Annotated in this window: 16 protein-coding genes and 1 tRNA gene; 12 read left to right on the forward strand and 5 right to left on the reverse strand. The window is 55.1% G+C overall.

The features are described 5' to 3' along the window. Nucleotides 1-21 precede the first annotated feature (21 nt). Both U5919_RS12600 and U5919_RS12605 read right to left on the reverse strand, forming a co-directional pair. Entirely contained in the window at nucleotides 22-846 is an 825-nt protein-coding gene (locus U5919_RS12600; protein WP_336024760.1) for a TrmB family transcriptional regulator, read from the reverse strand. A gap of 70 nt (nucleotides 847-916) precedes the next feature. After that, nucleotides 917-2,617, reverse strand: a complete 1,701-nt coding sequence (locus U5919_RS12605; protein WP_336024761.1) for a DUF255 domain-containing protein — start codon at nucleotides 2,615-2,617, stop codon at nucleotides 917-919. A 256-nt stretch (nucleotides 2,618-2,873) separates the two neighbouring features. On the opposite strand from U5919_RS12605, the gene U5919_RS12610 reads away from it, so the two are divergent. The 3 genes from U5919_RS12610 to U5919_RS12620 all read left to right on the forward strand — a co-directional run bounded on the left by U5919_RS12610 (nucleotide 2,874) and on the right by U5919_RS12620 (nucleotide 6,151). Next, nucleotides 2,874-3,362 (forward strand): FxsA family protein, encoded by a 489-nt coding sequence (locus U5919_RS12610; protein ID WP_336024762.1) that lies wholly within the window; start codon nucleotides 2,874-2,876, stop codon nucleotides 3,360-3,362. Between the two features lie 117 nt (nucleotides 3,363-3,479). Beyond that, nucleotides 3,480-3,553 (forward strand) — tRNA-Ile (locus U5919_RS12615). A gap of 546 nt (nucleotides 3,554-4,099) precedes the next feature. After that, nucleotides 4,100-6,151 (forward strand): DUF8148 domain-containing protein, encoded by a 2,052-nt coding sequence (locus tag U5919_RS12620; RefSeq protein ID WP_336024763.1) that lies wholly within the window; start codon nucleotides 4,100-4,102, stop codon nucleotides 6,149-6,151. 132 nt (nucleotides 6,152-6,283) lie between these two features. Here the strand turns inward: U5919_RS12620 and U5919_RS12625 are convergent, their stop codons facing one another. Together U5919_RS12625 and U5919_RS12630 are read right to left on the reverse strand one after the other, a co-directional pair. Then, nucleotides 6,284-8,881: a DEAD/DEAH box helicase gene (locus U5919_RS12625; protein WP_336024764.1), complete on the reverse strand. Its 2,598-nt coding sequence runs from the start codon at nucleotides 8,879-8,881 to the stop codon at nucleotides 6,284-6,286. Then, nucleotides 8,881-9,795, reverse strand: a complete 915-nt coding sequence (locus U5919_RS12630) for a HamA C-terminal domain-containing protein (RefSeq protein ID WP_336024765.1) — start codon at nucleotides 9,793-9,795, stop codon at nucleotides 8,881-8,883. Before U5919_RS12630 ends, U5919_RS12625 begins: the two co-directional genes overlap by 1 nt. 191 nt (nucleotides 9,796-9,986) lie before the next feature. Between U5919_RS12630 and U5919_RS12635 the strand changes: the two genes are divergently transcribed. The 8 genes from U5919_RS12635 to U5919_RS12670 all read left to right on the forward strand — a co-directional run bounded on the left by U5919_RS12635 (nucleotide 9,987) and on the right by U5919_RS12670 (nucleotide 15,156). Then, nucleotides 9,987-10,358 carry a hypothetical protein gene (locus U5919_RS12635; RefSeq protein WP_336024766.1) on the forward strand — a complete coding sequence of 124 codons (372 nt, stop codon included), beginning with the start codon at nucleotides 9,987-9,989 and terminating at the stop codon, nucleotides 10,356-10,358. A 6-nt stretch (nucleotides 10,359-10,364) separates the two neighbouring features. Beyond that, a complete protein-coding gene (locus U5919_RS12640) occupies nucleotides 10,365-10,778 on the forward strand; it encodes a DUF8023 family protein (protein ID WP_336024767.1) in 414 nt (137 codons plus the stop codon). 111 nt (nucleotides 10,779-10,889) lie between these two features. Next, a complete protein-coding gene (locus U5919_RS12645) occupies nucleotides 10,890-11,129 on the forward strand; it encodes a hypothetical protein (RefSeq protein WP_336024768.1) in 240 nt (79 codons plus the stop codon). After that, nucleotides 11,122-12,597 (forward strand): Env/VP5 family phage fusion protein, encoded by a 1,476-nt coding sequence (locus U5919_RS12650; RefSeq protein WP_336024769.1) that lies wholly within the window; start codon nucleotides 11,122-11,124, stop codon nucleotides 12,595-12,597. Before U5919_RS12645 ends, U5919_RS12650 begins: the two co-directional genes overlap by 8 nt. Before the next feature lies 1 nt (nucleotide 12,598). After that, nucleotides 12,599-12,769: a hypothetical protein gene (locus tag U5919_RS12655; RefSeq protein ID WP_336024770.1), complete on the forward strand. Its 171-nt coding sequence runs from the start codon at nucleotides 12,599-12,601 to the stop codon at nucleotides 12,767-12,769. Between the two features lie 32 nt (nucleotides 12,770-12,801). Then, nucleotides 12,802-13,362 carry a DUF8063 family protein gene (locus tag U5919_RS12660; RefSeq protein WP_336024771.1) on the forward strand — a complete coding sequence of 187 codons (561 nt, stop codon included), beginning with the start codon at nucleotides 12,802-12,804 and terminating at the stop codon, nucleotides 13,360-13,362. Further along, nucleotides 13,362-14,192, forward strand: a complete 831-nt coding sequence (locus U5919_RS12665; protein ID WP_336024772.1) for a DUF8125 domain-containing protein — start codon at nucleotides 13,362-13,364, stop codon at nucleotides 14,190-14,192. The genes U5919_RS12660 and U5919_RS12665 overlap by 1 nt, the downstream gene beginning before the upstream one ends. After that, nucleotides 14,185-15,156, forward strand: a complete 972-nt coding sequence (locus tag U5919_RS12670; RefSeq protein WP_336024773.1) for a hypothetical protein — start codon at nucleotides 14,185-14,187, stop codon at nucleotides 15,154-15,156. Before U5919_RS12665 ends, U5919_RS12670 begins: the two co-directional genes overlap by 8 nt. A gap of 183 nt (nucleotides 15,157-15,339) precedes the next feature. Here the strand turns inward: U5919_RS12670 and U5919_RS12675 are convergent, their stop codons facing one another. Continuing rightward, complete coding sequence (locus tag U5919_RS12675) at nucleotides 15,340-15,681, reverse strand: hypothetical protein (protein ID WP_336024774.1); 342 nt, start codon at nucleotides 15,679-15,681, stop codon at nucleotides 15,340-15,342. Between the two features lie 61 nt (nucleotides 15,682-15,742). Here U5919_RS12675 and U5919_RS12680 point away from each other — a divergent pair, with 61 nt between their 5' ends. Then, the gene (locus tag U5919_RS12680) at nucleotides 15,743-16,456 is read left to right on the forward strand and encodes a hypothetical protein (protein ID WP_336024775.1); all 714 of its coding nucleotides are present in this window, start codon (nucleotides 15,743-15,745) and stop codon (nucleotides 16,454-16,456) included. Nucleotides 16,457-16,506 lie beyond the last annotated feature (50 nt).

The following is a 16,506-nucleotide window of genomic DNA, read 5'->3' on the forward strand; positions in this document are numbered from 1 at the left end:
CGAAAACGAGCGCGTTCGTGACTACTCTTCGTTCGCGAGCGCCGACAGCGACAGCGGCTCTGCGGCCTCCCATCGCGGATCGAACAGCGATCGAACGTCGGCGGCGAACTCCGGGTCTTTCAGGTCGATCATCGCGAACGCCTGCCCGGGGTCCAGCGGGTTCGGCACCTCGATACAGACTTCGACGTCGTCGATGAGCTCGAACGTCCCCGAGAGCTCCGGCGCGGTCCGGACCGAAAAGGACGGGTGATCCGCGAGCGTGTCGGAGTACCGCTCGCCGACGCTCGGCGGGAGCGACGAGACCAGTTCCGGCGACATCAACACGGAGACGTCGACACCGCGCTCTAACGCGGATGCGAGCTCCTCGGTCACCCGCTCGCCGACCGCGCCGAGGTCGAACTGCGGAGAGACGTCGCCGGAGACGACGACGAGTGAGTCGTCCGCGGCAGCGAGTCGCTCGACGAGGAGTTCGATCCACTCGTCGGTGCCGACCGCGGCGGTCCAAAACTGGCTTTGGACCGGCTCGGCGGTCTCTAACTCCGTGTTGAGTTCGTCGACGACGCTCTCGTACTGGTCGGCCTTTTCCGCTAACTCACGTCGTTTGCTCTCTAACAGCCGATCGAGCGCCGTGTCGGGTTCGACGGCGACGTACTTCTTCGGACGGCTCGCCGCCTGACTCCTGACGAGGCTGTGCTGTTCGAGGCTGTTCAGCACGTCGTAGATCCGTCCCATCGGGACGTCGCTCGCCCGAGACAACTCTTTGGCGGTTGTCGGACCCGTTCTGAGCAACGACCGGTACGCGCGCGTTTCGTACTCCGACAGCCCGAGATCCCTGAGGCTCGCCATACCTCACGCTCCGCTCCCACAAATAAAAACGAATCGGCGGTTTACGGTTCGCTGCGTCGTCGGAACGCGATCACTCGCCGCTCGTGAGCGCCGCGACCGACTCCATCAACTCGTCGGGCGTCGTCGACTCGCGACGCTCGTCGCCGCGGGACGCGACCGCGACGCCGTCGGCGACATCTGGTGCGTCGGGCACGACGACGGCCTCGTGGTCGGCGACGCGGAGCGCTGCCCGATGAAGGTCGCTTCCTGCGCCCCGGCCGACGGCGACGACCAGATCCGGGCGCGTGAGCCGCGCCGCCACCGAGCCGTAGCCGGCGACCTGGATTCCGATCCGGTCCCACGCGCCCGCGAACGCCGCGGTCCCCGCGTGCGCCGCGTCGACGTATCGCGACGGGGTCGCGTGGCCGTCACCGACATCTCCGCTCGGATCGTCCTCGACCGTACCGAGGACGGCGGCGAGGTCGAGCAGCGCCTCCGCCATCTCGACGCCCCCGTCGAGCGGCCGGAGCGGTTCGTCGAGGAGGCCGACGCCCTCGTCCGGCCCGTCGCGGAACGCTCCCTCGGATTCCTGCAGTTCGTCGATCGCGCGGTCCGCAACGAACCGCGCGACATCCAGTGGTGTCCGTTCGGTGGCGAGCGCGTCCGGTCCGAGGACCTGTCGCGCCCGCGTGAACGCGGCGACGACGCGGGCGTGGTCTTCGAGCAGGAGTCGCGGTTCGCCCGAATCCGTGTGAGCGACCGTCCCGTCGTCGGCGACGTGCTCCGCGTCGAGTTCTTCGAGGACGCGCGTGGCGTACTCCCGCGCCGTGTCGTCGTCGGTGTAGGCTGCCAGCGTCAAGAGCGCGTCCGCGAGAAGCGCGTTGCCGCCAGCGTAGGCCGTGAGATCGCGGCGCGGGCCGAGATCCGAGGCGGTACCGATGTCGTCGCGTTCGACGTCCGCGCTTTCCACCGGCGCGACGCTGCCGCCGAAGGCCGCGCCGTTCCAGAGGCGGTCGATCAGGAACTCTTGCGTTCCGAACGCGGGGTCGAGCAGCGACTCGTCGCCGGTGTAGAGGTAGCCGTTCGCGAACGCGCGAACGAGCGCGGCGTTGGCGTCGAGGACCTTCTCGGTGTGCGGGTCGGTCCAGTCGCGGCCCTCCGCGTACCGGTAGAATCCACCCTCGTCGGCGTCGTAGAGCGACTCGCCGATCACGCCGAGCGTTTCGACCGCCCGCCCGCGGGCGCGCTTGAGCGCGAACTCGATCGTCCGCGGCAGGGGGAACTTCGCGTCGGTGCCCCACCCGGCGAATCGCGGGTCCCACTTCTCGTCGAGTTGGCCCGCCAGATGTGATTCGATCCGCTCGTCGACGGGACCCGCGGGGGTCGACTTCCCCGCGAGCGCCCGCGGGATCCGGCCGGCGTCGTCGCCGCGGTCGGTCCAGACATCGCGGACGGAGTCGAGCACCTGTCGCATCCCGTCGGGCGCGAGGTACGTCGCGCCGGTGATGACCTTCCCCGACGGCGTACAGAACACCGTCGATGGAAAGCCGCCCATATTGTACCGCTCGCGGACGCGCGGGTGGCGGTCGACGTCGACGCGGATCGGCACGAATCCGTCGTTGACGTTCGCGGCGATCCGCGGTTCACCGTAGGTCTCGGCGTCCATCTCGTGACAGCTGTCGCACCACGTCGCGGTGAGCGCGAGAAGGACTGGGCGGTCGGCCGCGCGGGCCTCCTCGAAGGGCGCGGGGCCCCACTCGCGCCACTCGACGTGCGTCCTGTCGTCGGTCATACCTGCGCTCGGATGCGACCGCGGGTAAGCCCTTCGAGGCATCGCGATCGCTGACGACTTCGCTCGATGGCAGATCGAGTTTGGATACGCGATTGCAACTTCACGACTGCTAAGGTGGGAGTCCCGTGAGTGGAACGAACCGGACGTCGATGGACGCTTCGCGTCCATCGGGACGTCACCACTGCGGACCCGAGCACACCTCGAACACTATCGCTGCGACACAAGGGCTATGAACGGCGGTCCCAAACGGGGGCGTATGCGAACGCGCTGGGTCATCGCCATTCTGCTCGCGATCCCGCTCGCCGACACGTTGCTGTTGCTGCCGGTCGCGCAGGCGATCGGCTTCGTGCCGACTGTCCTCCTCGTCATCCTCACCGGACTGCTCGGGATGCTCCTCGTCCGCGCGGAGGGCCGACACACGCTGGCGAAGATCCAGCGGAAGGCCGCGACGGGCGAGGCTCCGACGAACGAACTGCTCGACGGTGGCCTGTTGATCGCCGCCGGAGCGTTCCTCCTGACACCCGGAATCGTCACCGACGTCCTCGGATTCGCGCTCGCGCTGCCGGTGACCCGATATCCGATTCGGGAACTGCTGAAGCGCTACGTCGTCCGCCCCTATCTGGACCGCCAGACCGGCGGCTTCGTCACCGGCAACGTGTGGGTCGGTGGCTTCCCGAACGACGGCGACGACGTGGTCAATCTTGACCCCGAAGAGTACGGTCGCTCCGGCGACGACAATACCTGACTGCGGGCCGTTTCTGAGCCGAATTACGGGGGGTCGAACCCCGTCACTGCGTGTCCAACTGCGGTCGAAAGGAAACCCTTAAACTACTCATCGAACAACGGATAGATGCGCTCACCTGGGCCAATAGCTCAGTCAGGTTGAGCGCTCGGCTGATAACCGGGAGGTCCGCGGTTCAAATCCGCGTTGGCCCATATCGATCCATCCCCGCGATGGGTCGGGTGATTTGGGGCCGTACAACTCCCCAGCCACCCAACTTCGACGTTCTAACAAATCTGAGACGGTAGTCTCTCGTCTTGTACCAGAACGTTCCTTACCACCCCTCCGCGCAGTCGGGCGGTTAGTCTTAGCCGAAAGCAGAAATGAGAGAATTCGCCGGAGGTGGCTCCGGTGAGGTTCAAACGCCTCGGTACGGGGTTCGTTCGGTACAATTGTCGGAGCTGTCGAGACGGATGTGTCGCCCAGCGTAAACAATCCCGCGCGCGCTATCGGGAATGCAAAACCTGCCATTCGGTCCCCGTTCCTGATCGAGGTGATCCCGTCGATCAGCTCCATCCCGCGCTCGTCTGGGCAGCCCATTCACTGCTCTATGATTTCGACCTTCCACCGCAAGCGGCGGAGCGGCCCCTTCCCACGGGGGCCCGGAGCCGCGCAAGCCGCCGACCGGCGGGAGGCGGCAAACGAGCGGCTGGGCGGCACGGTGCGGACTCCACTGACCAAACTGAGCTTCCCTCGCGTGGATGAGCGCGGGGGCCTCGACTTCGGGTGAATGTAACACATCACCCTTACGTGAGTACCTTCTTCGCGAACTCGAAGAGGAAGGACTCCTTGGTCGAGGCCAACTGCTCGACGGATCATATACTGAACGCGATCGCGACCGTGCGCGACTTCTACAGCTCGTCGCTGAACACCCTGAGGGAATCCTCCGCTCTAAACTCGTCCACGTAGGTCTGTACGGACTCAGACTCTACGGCAAAGATCCGTGGCGTAACACAGTCGGATTCGCCGATCTCGACTGGAACACCGCTGAGGAGCGCCACGATGCCGCCCTCGATCGCATTGCTGAACGTAAATTAGCTGAGGAGCAGCTTGACGGGAGCAATTCCGAATACCAATTTGCATACCGATTCACGAAAGCCGCTGAAACTGCCGGATTCGTACAGCTCGAAAGCGGCGGCTCCTCGACCCGGGTCATCCCAACCCTGCGGCTTCTTGACTTGATTTCATCAGGCATTAGTGAAACAGAGACCCCCAACGACGGCACGCTTTCAGACCGCCATTTCGTCCGTCGCGTCCTCTCCTCGGTCGAATCCCATCTTTCAGATGCTCAGAAATCGGCTGCCGCTGAGGGTCTGCTTCGTTACATTCGGCGTATCGACGATTTCAGACTGGCCTTCGATGTCCACGTTCGTTCTCGGAAGGGTACCGAAACGCGTCGGATGACCAAACAGTACAAGACGCGCTTCAATTCCGAAGATCGCCACGGGCGCTCTTTCGCACGGCTACAGGATGCGCTTGACGCGCGCGCCGAACCGGGAGCGACTGCGGCATTTTCAACGCTAACGACCGATCCGAAGCAGCACGACTCACTGCTCGATTCCATACAAAATATCAATCCGAACTTTCACCGGCTCCGGCAGTACTTTTCAGCTGATCCCTCGACGAAGGCCGACACTCGCGAAATGGGTGTCACTGGCTGGCGTCCGGATCTTGACGGCAAGGTGACTGGCCGCCCTCGGCAGACGCTCGACTACGTGAAGGTCCTCGAATACGCGTCGGGTGGCCTTCCTCACCTCCACACGCTGCATTTCAACCCGCCACGTCGCGAGAGCGATGGAATGCCGTGGCTGATCGACAAAGGAGAGCTGTCTCAGAAGTGGTCAGACTATGGGCAGGGCTCGATCGTCGACGTGCGTCCGCTGGTCTACCGCGACGACCTCCGCCCAGCTGGTGATCCTGACAACCCCGATGACAACGGTATACTCGACCTCGTACCGTTTACTGGCTCCTCGCTCGACGAAGAGGGAGCGTGGCAGGTTGTCCACGAGTTCACAGAGGAGACGATCCTCAACTGGTACCGACGAGAACACGATCTCGACGGCGTGCGGTTCAACTCCGCTGATGGTTGGGTCGACTGGTACCGCTACGGGGATAACGATCTCTCTCGCGAAGAGGCTGCGGAACGAGCTGGTCAACACGATCTCGTCGATATGGAAGGTGACGATGAGATCATCTTTCAGAAAACCGCCGGTTCCTACCTTGGAAAGTACTTGAGTGCAACCTACGGTGCGCTCGCTGACGTCGCTGAATCCTTTGATGATCGAGAAACGCTCACCTCTGGAGAGGATGATTCGAAAGAAGCCGTCTGGAAACTGGCGCTCTACTGGGCCACAGATAAACAATTCTGGTCGACGTCGCGCGGAATCGAGAAATCGATCGATCCGGAACCACCGGAAATCGAAGGTGAGGCTCGCGAAGCTGCTGAATGGGCCTCTCAGGATACAGTAATCGAGCTATCGCGGGAGTATGCTGAAACGTGGGTTCACGAGCCAGATCTGGATGATCTCCTCGAATCCGGGCGTGCCCAAGCGACGCTTCGAGAACTCTCTACAGATTACTGGGTATCGATTGACTACCTCGGCGCGTATGCCTACTGGGATATGCCAGCTTCGACCTCACAGGCTGCTTCTCTCGAAGTTTTAGAGGACAATATGCACGACCCTGATGAAACCTTGGTTTCGATTGAAACTGATCGACCGCCACCAATTGTGGAGATTTGGGGAGAGTCTTAGGCTGCGTTAGATACTCTGGCTAGGCTGGTCACTGGTTAGACTCTCAATCTTTCCTACGTCTCCGTTTCAATACTCGAAAACGACGATTGAATGTTAGGACTGCTTTCAGCCTAACGATGATCACTGTATTGTTTATAGGATATCCTGTTTCTCAAGATGCTTTTTATGAAATGACGGCACAAAGTTTGGATTAGACCTAAGAAAGTCTTGAGGCTCCTCAACATCCAGTGGAATTTGGAGGTCAACTGCCACTGATCGATCGACCCCTGCGGACATTAATTTAAGCTCTGCAATATTCATAGATCCCATCTCAAGCATACTATCCAGTTGGAGCATCCAGCTTGGTGTTTCGTCTTCCTTTATATCTTCCAAAATAGTAATTAAAATCCCGAAGTACTTCACCAATCTAAAGCAAATATCTTGATCTACTATACTCATTGTTTCTCGAATAGATCGGTCTATGGATTCATCATCCGGAGTTGATTTATGATTACGTCTGCTTTCGATCAGATCTCCATAAGAGCTACCCTCAAGCCATTGAGTTGCATTGACGACTATTGGTTCTAGTACTGGACATTCTGTTTCAATATTTTCTGGTGTTATATCATACTCTTTATCCCTTGAGAATTTGAACACCCGATTCAGATTCCTTGTAACACTTAGCAAGTTGGAATATAGATTCTGGTAGCGGTTTTCAATAATCCAATCTCCTACATTATTATCAACCAAGTGATATAGTTGATCAAGTTTTACTGGATCAACAGTTGGATTCTTTCTTAGATACTTGTTAGGGAGGTTGACTTCTTCCAGTACCTCCTCAAGTGATGATTGGATTTTCTTAATGTTCTCATCTTGCATACCTTTATTCTCTAAGAAAGACCTCACAGATTTGTCCTCTTTGAGATATCTTCCCCGCAAGAGAATGGCTGTGTACTTGACCCCAATGTCTTCGACCGAAGTCAGATCTTTTGATTCAATTGCTGAAATTAACTCTTCTACCTTGCTAACTGCTTGATTTGTGGCTGGTTCAACTTCTTTTTCACCAGCTCCAGACAGCTTTTCATCTGCCCATTCATCATTTTGCGTTTCGATGCAGTAAATGGCCCCGTAGAGTTTGGTATCGACTCTACCAACTCGCCCAATTAGGTTATTGAACTCGAAATCCGATAGATCTTCACTCCCTTTCTTAGCTCCGACCAAAAAGATCTTTTCAGCGGGAAGGTTCACACCCTGCATCAATGTTGGTGTAGTAACAATTGTATGTAGATCTCCTGTCTCGCTGTAGATCTCCTCGATTTCTTCACGGGCAAACTTGGGAACATTTCCGTGATGAAATGCAACTCCCCTCTCAAGACATTCGATTAACGAATAGTCCTTGTGAATCGCTTTGGTTAAGAAAGATTTCAGCTCTTCTAAATCCGGAGATAGTGGTTGCTTTTCCTTCGAATTCGCTATACGCTTTGCACGCTTTTCAGCGTAGTTCTTCTTTCCAGAATATACCAATGTTTTGCTGTTCTTGGCGAATTCCTCAAGAATCGTTGGAAGTGATTCTGTCTTATTTGTATCCACCTGGGTATAACTCAGATCTTCTGGTTCTGGAATATCAATTCGACGAATTTCACCAGAAGGTGAGTGAACTTTCGCAGAAATGTCTGTATTGCGTCCAGGCCTAAACTGAAGACTAACTTTCAGTTGCAATACTGGTGTGAATGCGCTCTGAACTTCTGCCACCTCGTTATTCGTGAGCGCTTCTAATGTTTCTCCTGGGTTATCTAGATAAGGACCAGCAGCGACAATCTGGGAATCTGGATAATACTGATTCAACAGTTCGACTACTCCCTCGAATAGCACTCCTCGCTCATCGTCCTCTATGTTTTGTACTTCGTCGAAAAAGACTAAATCTGGCTCAATTTCAGTACGGATATCTGGATCCACGATTCTCCGGCACCTCTCTGGTGTCACGACAAGGAATAGATCTTTTTCAATATCTTCCGTAGCATTTTCATCGGTTTGATCAAAGTACATTCCCGGTCTAACTGTCACCCCCTCTAACTGGGAAAGATCTCGACTGACTTCGGAAATTAATGCTCTCGTTGGAACTACATAGATCGCTTGGAATTGTTCTTCTTCACTAACTTTTTTCTCAATATATTGCTGTAGAATAAACGACTTACCAGAGGACGTTGGGCCAGAAATCGCAACATTACGACCTGCAATCAAATGCTTATATATATCATTTTGAAATTTTGAAAGGATAGGTCCTGATTCAAGTTCATACTCATCTCGCGTACTCACTAACTCTGCACCGAGAACAGAGTCAACTGACCTAACAAGTTGTTGTTCAAAAGTAAGCTCAGTTTCTGTAGCATCTATGTTATTGAATGCGGGTAAGTTACCTAACCTTGCTAATATTATATACAGATACCTTCTATATGCCTCCTCTTGAGCCTCATTGACGTCATTTTTTGTTGATCGAATATAACTCAGAACACCAAAAGCAAGTGCCTTTCTCCGGTGGTCCTCGTTTCCGCTAGAAGCTAATACTGAAGCGATCCAAGCGCATTTATTCACTTCTTCTTCGTCAACAGATCTAACTGGAGTTTCAGCAAATTCATCCAGCCCAAATCCGTGACTACGTACGTCCAGATCATCTCGTACCAGCTCGACAACTAGCTCATCTAGACACTGATTAAAGAAATCTAATTGAGCAGCAGCCTCATACGTTGACATTAGTTACCTCCTGGACTATTGAACACAGCATTTTGCCATTCAGATTTGAAATTAGTCGTGTCCTCTATAGGGAACAAAAAGAAAATCATCCAATATTTCTGCATTTCCGGATGTTCTTCCTCAATTTTTTCTTTCACATATGCTTTTAGATCAGAATCAGAAACACGGGTAGCGATGCGTTCTATCAACTCCTCCTCATCATCACACTCCATTTGAAATTCCGCCAAATTATCATCTTCATATCCAATAAATACCGGATGTATTTCCCGATGTTGTGTAGTCTCTGGTGAAAGTGTTTCTGCTATCCGCCGTACTTCTTCTTCATTCAAATCCTCACTTAGAGTCCTTGAAGCAACGTCAAGTTCGAATCCCTTCTTACTGTGTCCTTCAGGGCCGTGAAACCGTTCCGTATCCTCAATTGCTTCTGTAATCGCTGTAGACCGTTGTGTCTTGAACTTTGCCTCACCAAATGCGAGGGCGTCTTTTCCTCGAAATTCCCCAAAAAATAGTCCATCTGATCCCTTGACTGCTTGTACCGGATCTTGTTTTAATGAGACTTTGTGGCAGACCATAGGCATATTCAATATTGCATCGACCAGTACGAACAGAATTAATTCACCGACGATTCCGACATTGTCATCATCTTCTTTTTCGCTTATGAACTCAGGAGCATCCCACCCTGGCCAGTCTCTATCATCCCTTTCTGATTGTGAGAATACGAACCGAGGCAGTTGATTTCTTAAGAATTGGATGAATCCACTTTGGTTCAAAGTACCAGCTGATGGCTTGATACAATATGAATCAACTTTCAGCGTGCCACCCTCCCAAGATTCAACTTCATAAATATATTTCAGAAGTTCACTGTCGTCAATCACCGTGTGTCTCGACCATGAAAATTCAATTGCTTCGGACATATGTGAGAATACTTGACGGGATGATACCTCCGAACACGTCCACCCTAATAATGTTTTTTCACAAACTGGTTTGCTGCGAATGAGTCTCCATTACTTTCTACCTAAATACAGAATGGCTTTTATGAAATCTTATCACTTTCACCCGGCTGTCGGCGCTGCTACCTTCGAAGGTCCTCTATCTGTATTTGCAGATGTCGACTGAAACCCCAAGTTTCGACGAAATGGAAGTCGTCGACGCACCGAACCAATCCGGTGACGACGACGCAGAATGGATCGAACTTGACGCAGGCGAGTCCGTCGTGGGCGAGCTGCGCAAGCGTCAAGAATCGCAGAAATATCCCAACGATGTCCTCGAAATCGCGCGCGGCCTCGGCGACGTCGTGGTGATGTTCTCGAACAACCAGATCGACCGCACACTCGACTCCCTCGCCGACAAACACGGTTCCGCTGAGGGGCTTGTCCTTGGGTTCAAGAAAACCGAAGAGATCCGGACGTTCACGCCTGACGGAGCTGACGAAGAGGTCGAGTTCAACATTTGGGAAGTCCGGCAGATGAGCGGGTGATCTCTGATGACATCCAGATCATCCTACAGCTCGTCGTTCTCCGGTGCGATCTCGGAGTACGCGAACCTCCGAACGCTCCCGGCGATCTTCTCCGTCGCGTTCGTCGCCACCTCGCTGTATCAGTTCGGCGGCGTCACGGAGATCACACTCGTCTGGCTCTCGAACTACTCGCTCACGGCTGAACACGCTGCCCTCGCGGGCATCGCCGTGTACGCTGCCGCGTTTATGTCCTCGGAGACGAAGCGCTTCGAGCACTACGAAACGTGGGAGCAGGTGAGCCTCGGCCTCGTGCCAGTTCTCACCCTCGGCTACCAGTACACCTCACAGATTCCCGATCTCCTGAACTCGATCGGTGATCCGCTCGGCGCACAGCTCGCGTTCTTCGCGACCCTGTTCGGCTGGTTCGTAGCCGTTCGCTGAGGTTCCTCTAATGTCACACGTTTTTCACGAGATTGACCGGCTAGTGGTACTGTCCGCAGCGGCTGCGACTGCGTTCGCAGCTGTCTCGAAACTCGTCACAGAGGGCGGTCTATGAGCCGCGCATCTGCGGCTGTCTCGGTCGTCCTCGGCGCTGGCTTCTCGACGCTCGCCGCTGTCATCACTGATCTCACGGTCTACGATGGCTCCGGAACGCTGATCGTCTCCGTTCCGCTGGCGCTCGGTATGATTTATGCTGTCGACGAGCTCGTTCGTCACCGCGACGGCGACGAGCTGCCCGACGGCCTCACCGATCAAGAGATCCGCGACCTTGGTGGTGATCCCGATGCGTAAGCGCATCTTCGCGATCTTCGCCGCGTTCCTCGTGGTCTCCTCGGGAATTGCCGCGCCTGCTGCTGCTACAACTGAACAGGAGGCTGGCGAAGCCGCCTGCGGTGGCCTCGACTACCTCCTCGGCGTTACCTTCGCCAACACCCTCACCGGCTCTGACTACAGCGTCTGCCAGTCTCCGAATGATGAAATCGAGGAGATGAAAGAGTCGGACGGAAATCAGACCAAGTTAGATATTTACGAATCGGTCGTAGCTCAGCAGGAAAATTCAGACCACTACATCACTTCGACAAATAATCACCTCGAAGACTCTGAATCTGTCGCATGGATGAAGATGCAGGTGGCTGTTGCTGAGGCGTATAAGAATGGATCTTCCGAGTCTGTCGCAAGGGTAAAGGCAAAGGAAGCAATTGACGACTATTATTCTGTCCGCCAAGAGAATCTAGTTAGACAATGGAACACTCATTTAGCAAATATTGAGTATCTACATGAAACTGCTGAAAATGAGTCTGCTGTTCCTAATGATTTCATTAGGAATTACTACCCCGGTGATGACCGTGTATACTTGCCTGACTTCTACAATAATTCTGTAACAACGCTGGACGGAACTGAGGTTAATGCTACTGAATTCCGTCTTGAATACCCTGATGAAACTACTAAGGGTGCGTGGGTTCCAACTGGAGCCTCGGGTATAACTCAAGGCGATTTCGGAGATCCATATACTGAATTTGATATGGTTCTTTGGGTTGAACCCCCAACTGAATCGTATGAGCATAAAGAAGCATTTGCTCCGTGGGATTATATCGGCGCTTGGAATGAAATAGAGACCAATTCGGAATCTCTCCGTGACGAGTCAGAAACGTTCGTCAATGCGACGTATTCAGACTTCGAGAGCGGCGAGATCAACGCCTCAGACGTGATCTCGGCGAACACCGCGATGTTCGAGTACGGAACTGAGTACGACTCGAACGATTCGCTGTACAATACCGTCGGTGCGCTCTCTCTGATGGGGTTCGACACGCCCAATATGTCGTCGTCAGGGACGATGGATGTCGCCTACAACGGCAGCTCCTACACCGGCATTGTGCTCGCCCACGAAGCTCCGAACGGCTCGTGGAACACCAACACCACCTATGATTCCGCGAACATCGAGGGTCCGGTGTTTATGGCGACTGTCGAAGGTAAAAAGATCGACTTCGCAGAAGGCGAGAATTTCACAATCGAACAGATGCGTAACCGCGATGGTCAGAACACCACGACTGTCGACACCACCAAGTACGTCTACAAGACGTCGAACACGTCTGAACTGCTGGAAATGCAGCAGCAGCTAACCGATCTCCGTGCAGAGATCGAAGCCCGCGAACCTGACGGCGGCGGTGGCTCTGATGGCTCTGGTCTCGGTCAGAACACCATCATCGCCGTCGCTGCACTCGCTGGGGCAGCCCTGCTGCTCGGGAGGGGCAACCAGTAGAATGTACTGGCTCCTGACTTCACTCCTACCAATCAGGCAGATCGCCGCGATCGCGCTGATCGTCCTCGGCCTCGAAGCCGCTGGCGTCGACGTGATCGCGACCGGCCTCGATCTCCTCGGCGATGCCCTCGGCATCCCGAGCTGGTCGTGGTCCGCGATCTTCCCGTGGTAGTGAACTAACTTCTTACCCCTACCCACTTCGACATGAACCACAAACCCGTACTCATAGCTGTAGTATTGCTCGCGCTGCTCGTCGCGCCACCAGCGGCGGCACAAGCGATCGACCAACCGAACAACTCGACGGCCACACCCCAAAGTCAGGACAACTCCACCGCGATCCTCGCGCTCGACGGGCGTACGGATCTCGTCGAGAAATCCTACGATCGAGACGCTGGCGTGCTCACGCTGACGTTCGAGTCTCAACGCTACGCCCCAGTCCAACTGCTCGTCATCGAGGACACGGATGCCTCGACCGGCTCCGCGTCGTTCCAAACCGCGAACCTGAATCCCGGTGAACGGACGGAGGTACAGATCGAAGCGCCCCCGAACTCTCGGGTCTGGATCTCGACGGATCTCTCACGAGAGAACGGCGAACTCCACTTCGTCAAAACGACGGAAGGCTCGGCGCTGCTCTCTGGCCCGTGGTCGGGCGCTGACGTCCGCGACGCTGGCGCGGCCTCCGCGGCGGGCGTCGCGCTGATGGTCCTGTACAGGCTCGTGCTTGAACGCTCTGCGGTCAACAAAGACGGGGAGCGTGTCGCGTAATGACTGAACAATCCGATTCACAGAACGATCCCAAAGAGACCACGGCTGAGGAGACGCGCACGGGTCACTCAGACCGCCCTGACGACCCACGATGGTTTCGGGCGCTCGTCTGGCTCGTCGTCCGTGGGAAGTACCTCCTCGGCGGTGTTGCACTGGTCGCGGTCGCCGTCCTGCTCGTGACCGGAACGGATGTTCCTCGAACCGTCAAAGTCGGCGGAATCGCGTTCATCATTTCGACGTTCACCCTCGGAAGATGGACCGCTGGCCGCGCTGCTGATCTGTTCGACGGCCCCGGCTGGGTCTGGCTCGTCGACGTCGACTTACTCGATCTCGACGGTGCCGGAATCTACCGCTGGCCTCGCCCCCGCTGGAAAGAGGTCGACGTCGTCGACGGGCAACTCTACTGGTCCAGTCCGTCGCTCGCGTTCGGGAAGAACGTAAATCTCGACGAGAACACAGTCAGCGGCGTCTGGCCCGGAACACTCGACGATCGAGAGCTGATGACTGCGCTGTCGAAGGTCCACGAGCTGCGGAACGTCCTCGAAGAAGACGCCCAGCGCGGGTTCGCGATCGAGACTCAAGTGTTCTCGATCGTCCGATCTGCCACGAGGCAAGCGGTCCTCTCCGTGGTCCAGACCTTCGAGAAGTCGACCCTTCCGGATCGAGGCGAGTCGATCAATCGCGCGATCGACGACGCCATTGAACAGTTCGATCTCGACCGCCACGTGCAGGGTCGCAACGATGACCCGCTCGACGACTTCGAGGACAAGATCGAATCAGCTGCGGACGCATCTGCCTCGAAGCAAACGGAGGCCGCTGCCGATGACTGACGTCGACGAACGCCTACTTACGGCTGCAAAGCTCTTCGAGCAAGCGCGTGGTCGGATGGACAACGAAGCTGGCCTACTCTCACACGCTGGGCTTCCGCTTTCTCAAGAGGATCACGACGTCCTCTCATTCCTCCACGACGAACCGATCAGTGAGGAGCTTGGCGCGTTCGAGGAGACGCAGCTCGGCCAAGTCGTTGACGCACACCTTCGAACGGAGAGCGCCACCAAAGCGGTCAAACAGGGCGACGGCGAAGCGATGTCGTATCTCGTCGGGATTACTGAACAGGATCTCGACGCCAGCGCCCTCACACTCCCGGCTTCAATCCTCGACGAACTCGATCGCGACGGCGCATTAACGACGGTGCTCGCTGCTGGTGATCCGAACACGGGGAAGACTAATTCCGCGTGGCTCCTCGTCGAACTCGGTCGGACGCTCTGGGATGATCTACTCGTCCTGAGCAACGCCCGCGCGGGGATCGTCGACGAACGGGTGACGACCTGCCACGATCTCGCGCTGTCCCTGCTGGAGAACCGCGACGTTCCGAAAGCAGTCGTGATCGATGAGGGCTCGACCCACTTCGACGCACGGACAAACTCCCGCGACGTCGCGACCCAGTGGTCGCCGCTGCTCAAGCGGATGAGCAAACTCGGCGTTGAGCTTGTCATCGTGATCGGTCACACGGGGAAGGACGTCGATCCGGAGATGAAGCGGCTCACGTCGCTGGCGTTCTACAAGACGGAACCGAAAACGATCGACTTCTACCGTGAGTGGCCCGCGAACTCGGATCGACCGACAGATCAATTGTTCGGTGGCTCGGTCGAATCACTCGAAGCGACATCGGTAGCGTACGATCCCGACGAACCGGCTCCGTGGAGTTGGAACCTCCGCTCGAACCTGTTCGATCTCGACCTCTCTTGGCCCGCGCTCTTAGCAGAGCTTCAAGATCGTGGCCCAACCGAGTGAGGCCCACTCTCCTCCGGGGCGGTTCCTCGTGACTGCGGTCGCGGGCAAGCGTGACCGGAGCGAAACGCAACGGACCCAGCGTATGCCCGGAACGGCGGTAGCCGCACGCCCGGAACGTGGCCGTACCGTCGAGTGGAGGGATTTTTGAAGTACTCCCTATTCATTCGTAGGTACTTTGGTATCTCACCTCAAGTCCTGTGCTATCTGGGCTTTCACTGCCATTTTACAAGCTTTCAGCCAAGCTTTTTCAGACTTTTCAGGGAGAATTCCAATATCGTCTCCTTTGGGTACAGTTTCATTGTTTAGGACCCGTTGTGCTGATATCTTCTGAGGATTATCCCAACCAGCATCTGCCAAGTAGACTATTACCTCTTCATTCCTCGAGTCATAGAGAAAGAACGACTGATCCCCGTGTATACCTTCAAAATAGCTTACGTAGGAATATTTTCCATAGTCGATCTCAGGTGGTTCTCCACACTCTTCTACGTGGATGTTTTTTATCGTACAGATTTCTTCTCCGGTCATTGATGGTCTCGATATGTTGTAGTAATTACTTAATGGATTGGTAAAAGAGATTTATCGTACTATGGTTGAACTGAATGGTTTGTCGAGTCGGGAGTTGGAACTACTGAAAGATTTCATTACACAAACTCACGATTCAGAGCTTGATAGCGTAGCAACTGTTCTTACTACTCAAGAATCAACATTTGAGGGGTCCTTTGGCTCCGGTTTACCTGACCTTTTGTACTACCTTTCGGATACAGTCTCGAATACCGACCGTCAAGTAATGCGATTAAACGAAATGCGCAAAAACATTCAGGAAATCGTCGAGGGTTCCCTTCCTGAGCGAGATCTGCCAGAGGACGCAAAGATCAGCTCTAAGGAACTTCACTGGTTAGCGATTAACTCTGAACTGATCTCATTTTATAGCCAAGTAGGTGTATTGATAGAGGAATTTTCAACTGAACTTATTCTGAATGATGTGGTTGATTCTAACCGTAGAAGTAATCGGGTTGAACGGGATATAGCTAATAAATCTCAGTCGCAGCGTGAGTGGTTATTGTTTGTAACCGGAGTCATTGACAGTGGAGAAAAAGATCAACTTCGGGACACATATCGGAAAAGAAACAAGCTGGTTCATAATGCCGATGTGACCGAAATAATTGAAGATGTTGATGAAATAAATTCAGAGATTTCAAGCGCTTGGGACACTGTAAATTACCTTCATAGGAAATTGTATGGTGTCGAAATGAGGTTTCGAATCAGTGAGACACTTATCGGCAATGACTTCCCAGACTAATTTTTCAAAATTTAGGCCCTGTTGACATCCTTGTTCCTATAAAATATTCT

The organism is Halobellus sp. LT62 (genome assembly GCF_037031285.1).
GTDB lineage: Archaea > Halobacteriota > Halobacteria > Halobacteriales > Haloferacaceae > Haloquadratum > Haloquadratum salinisoli.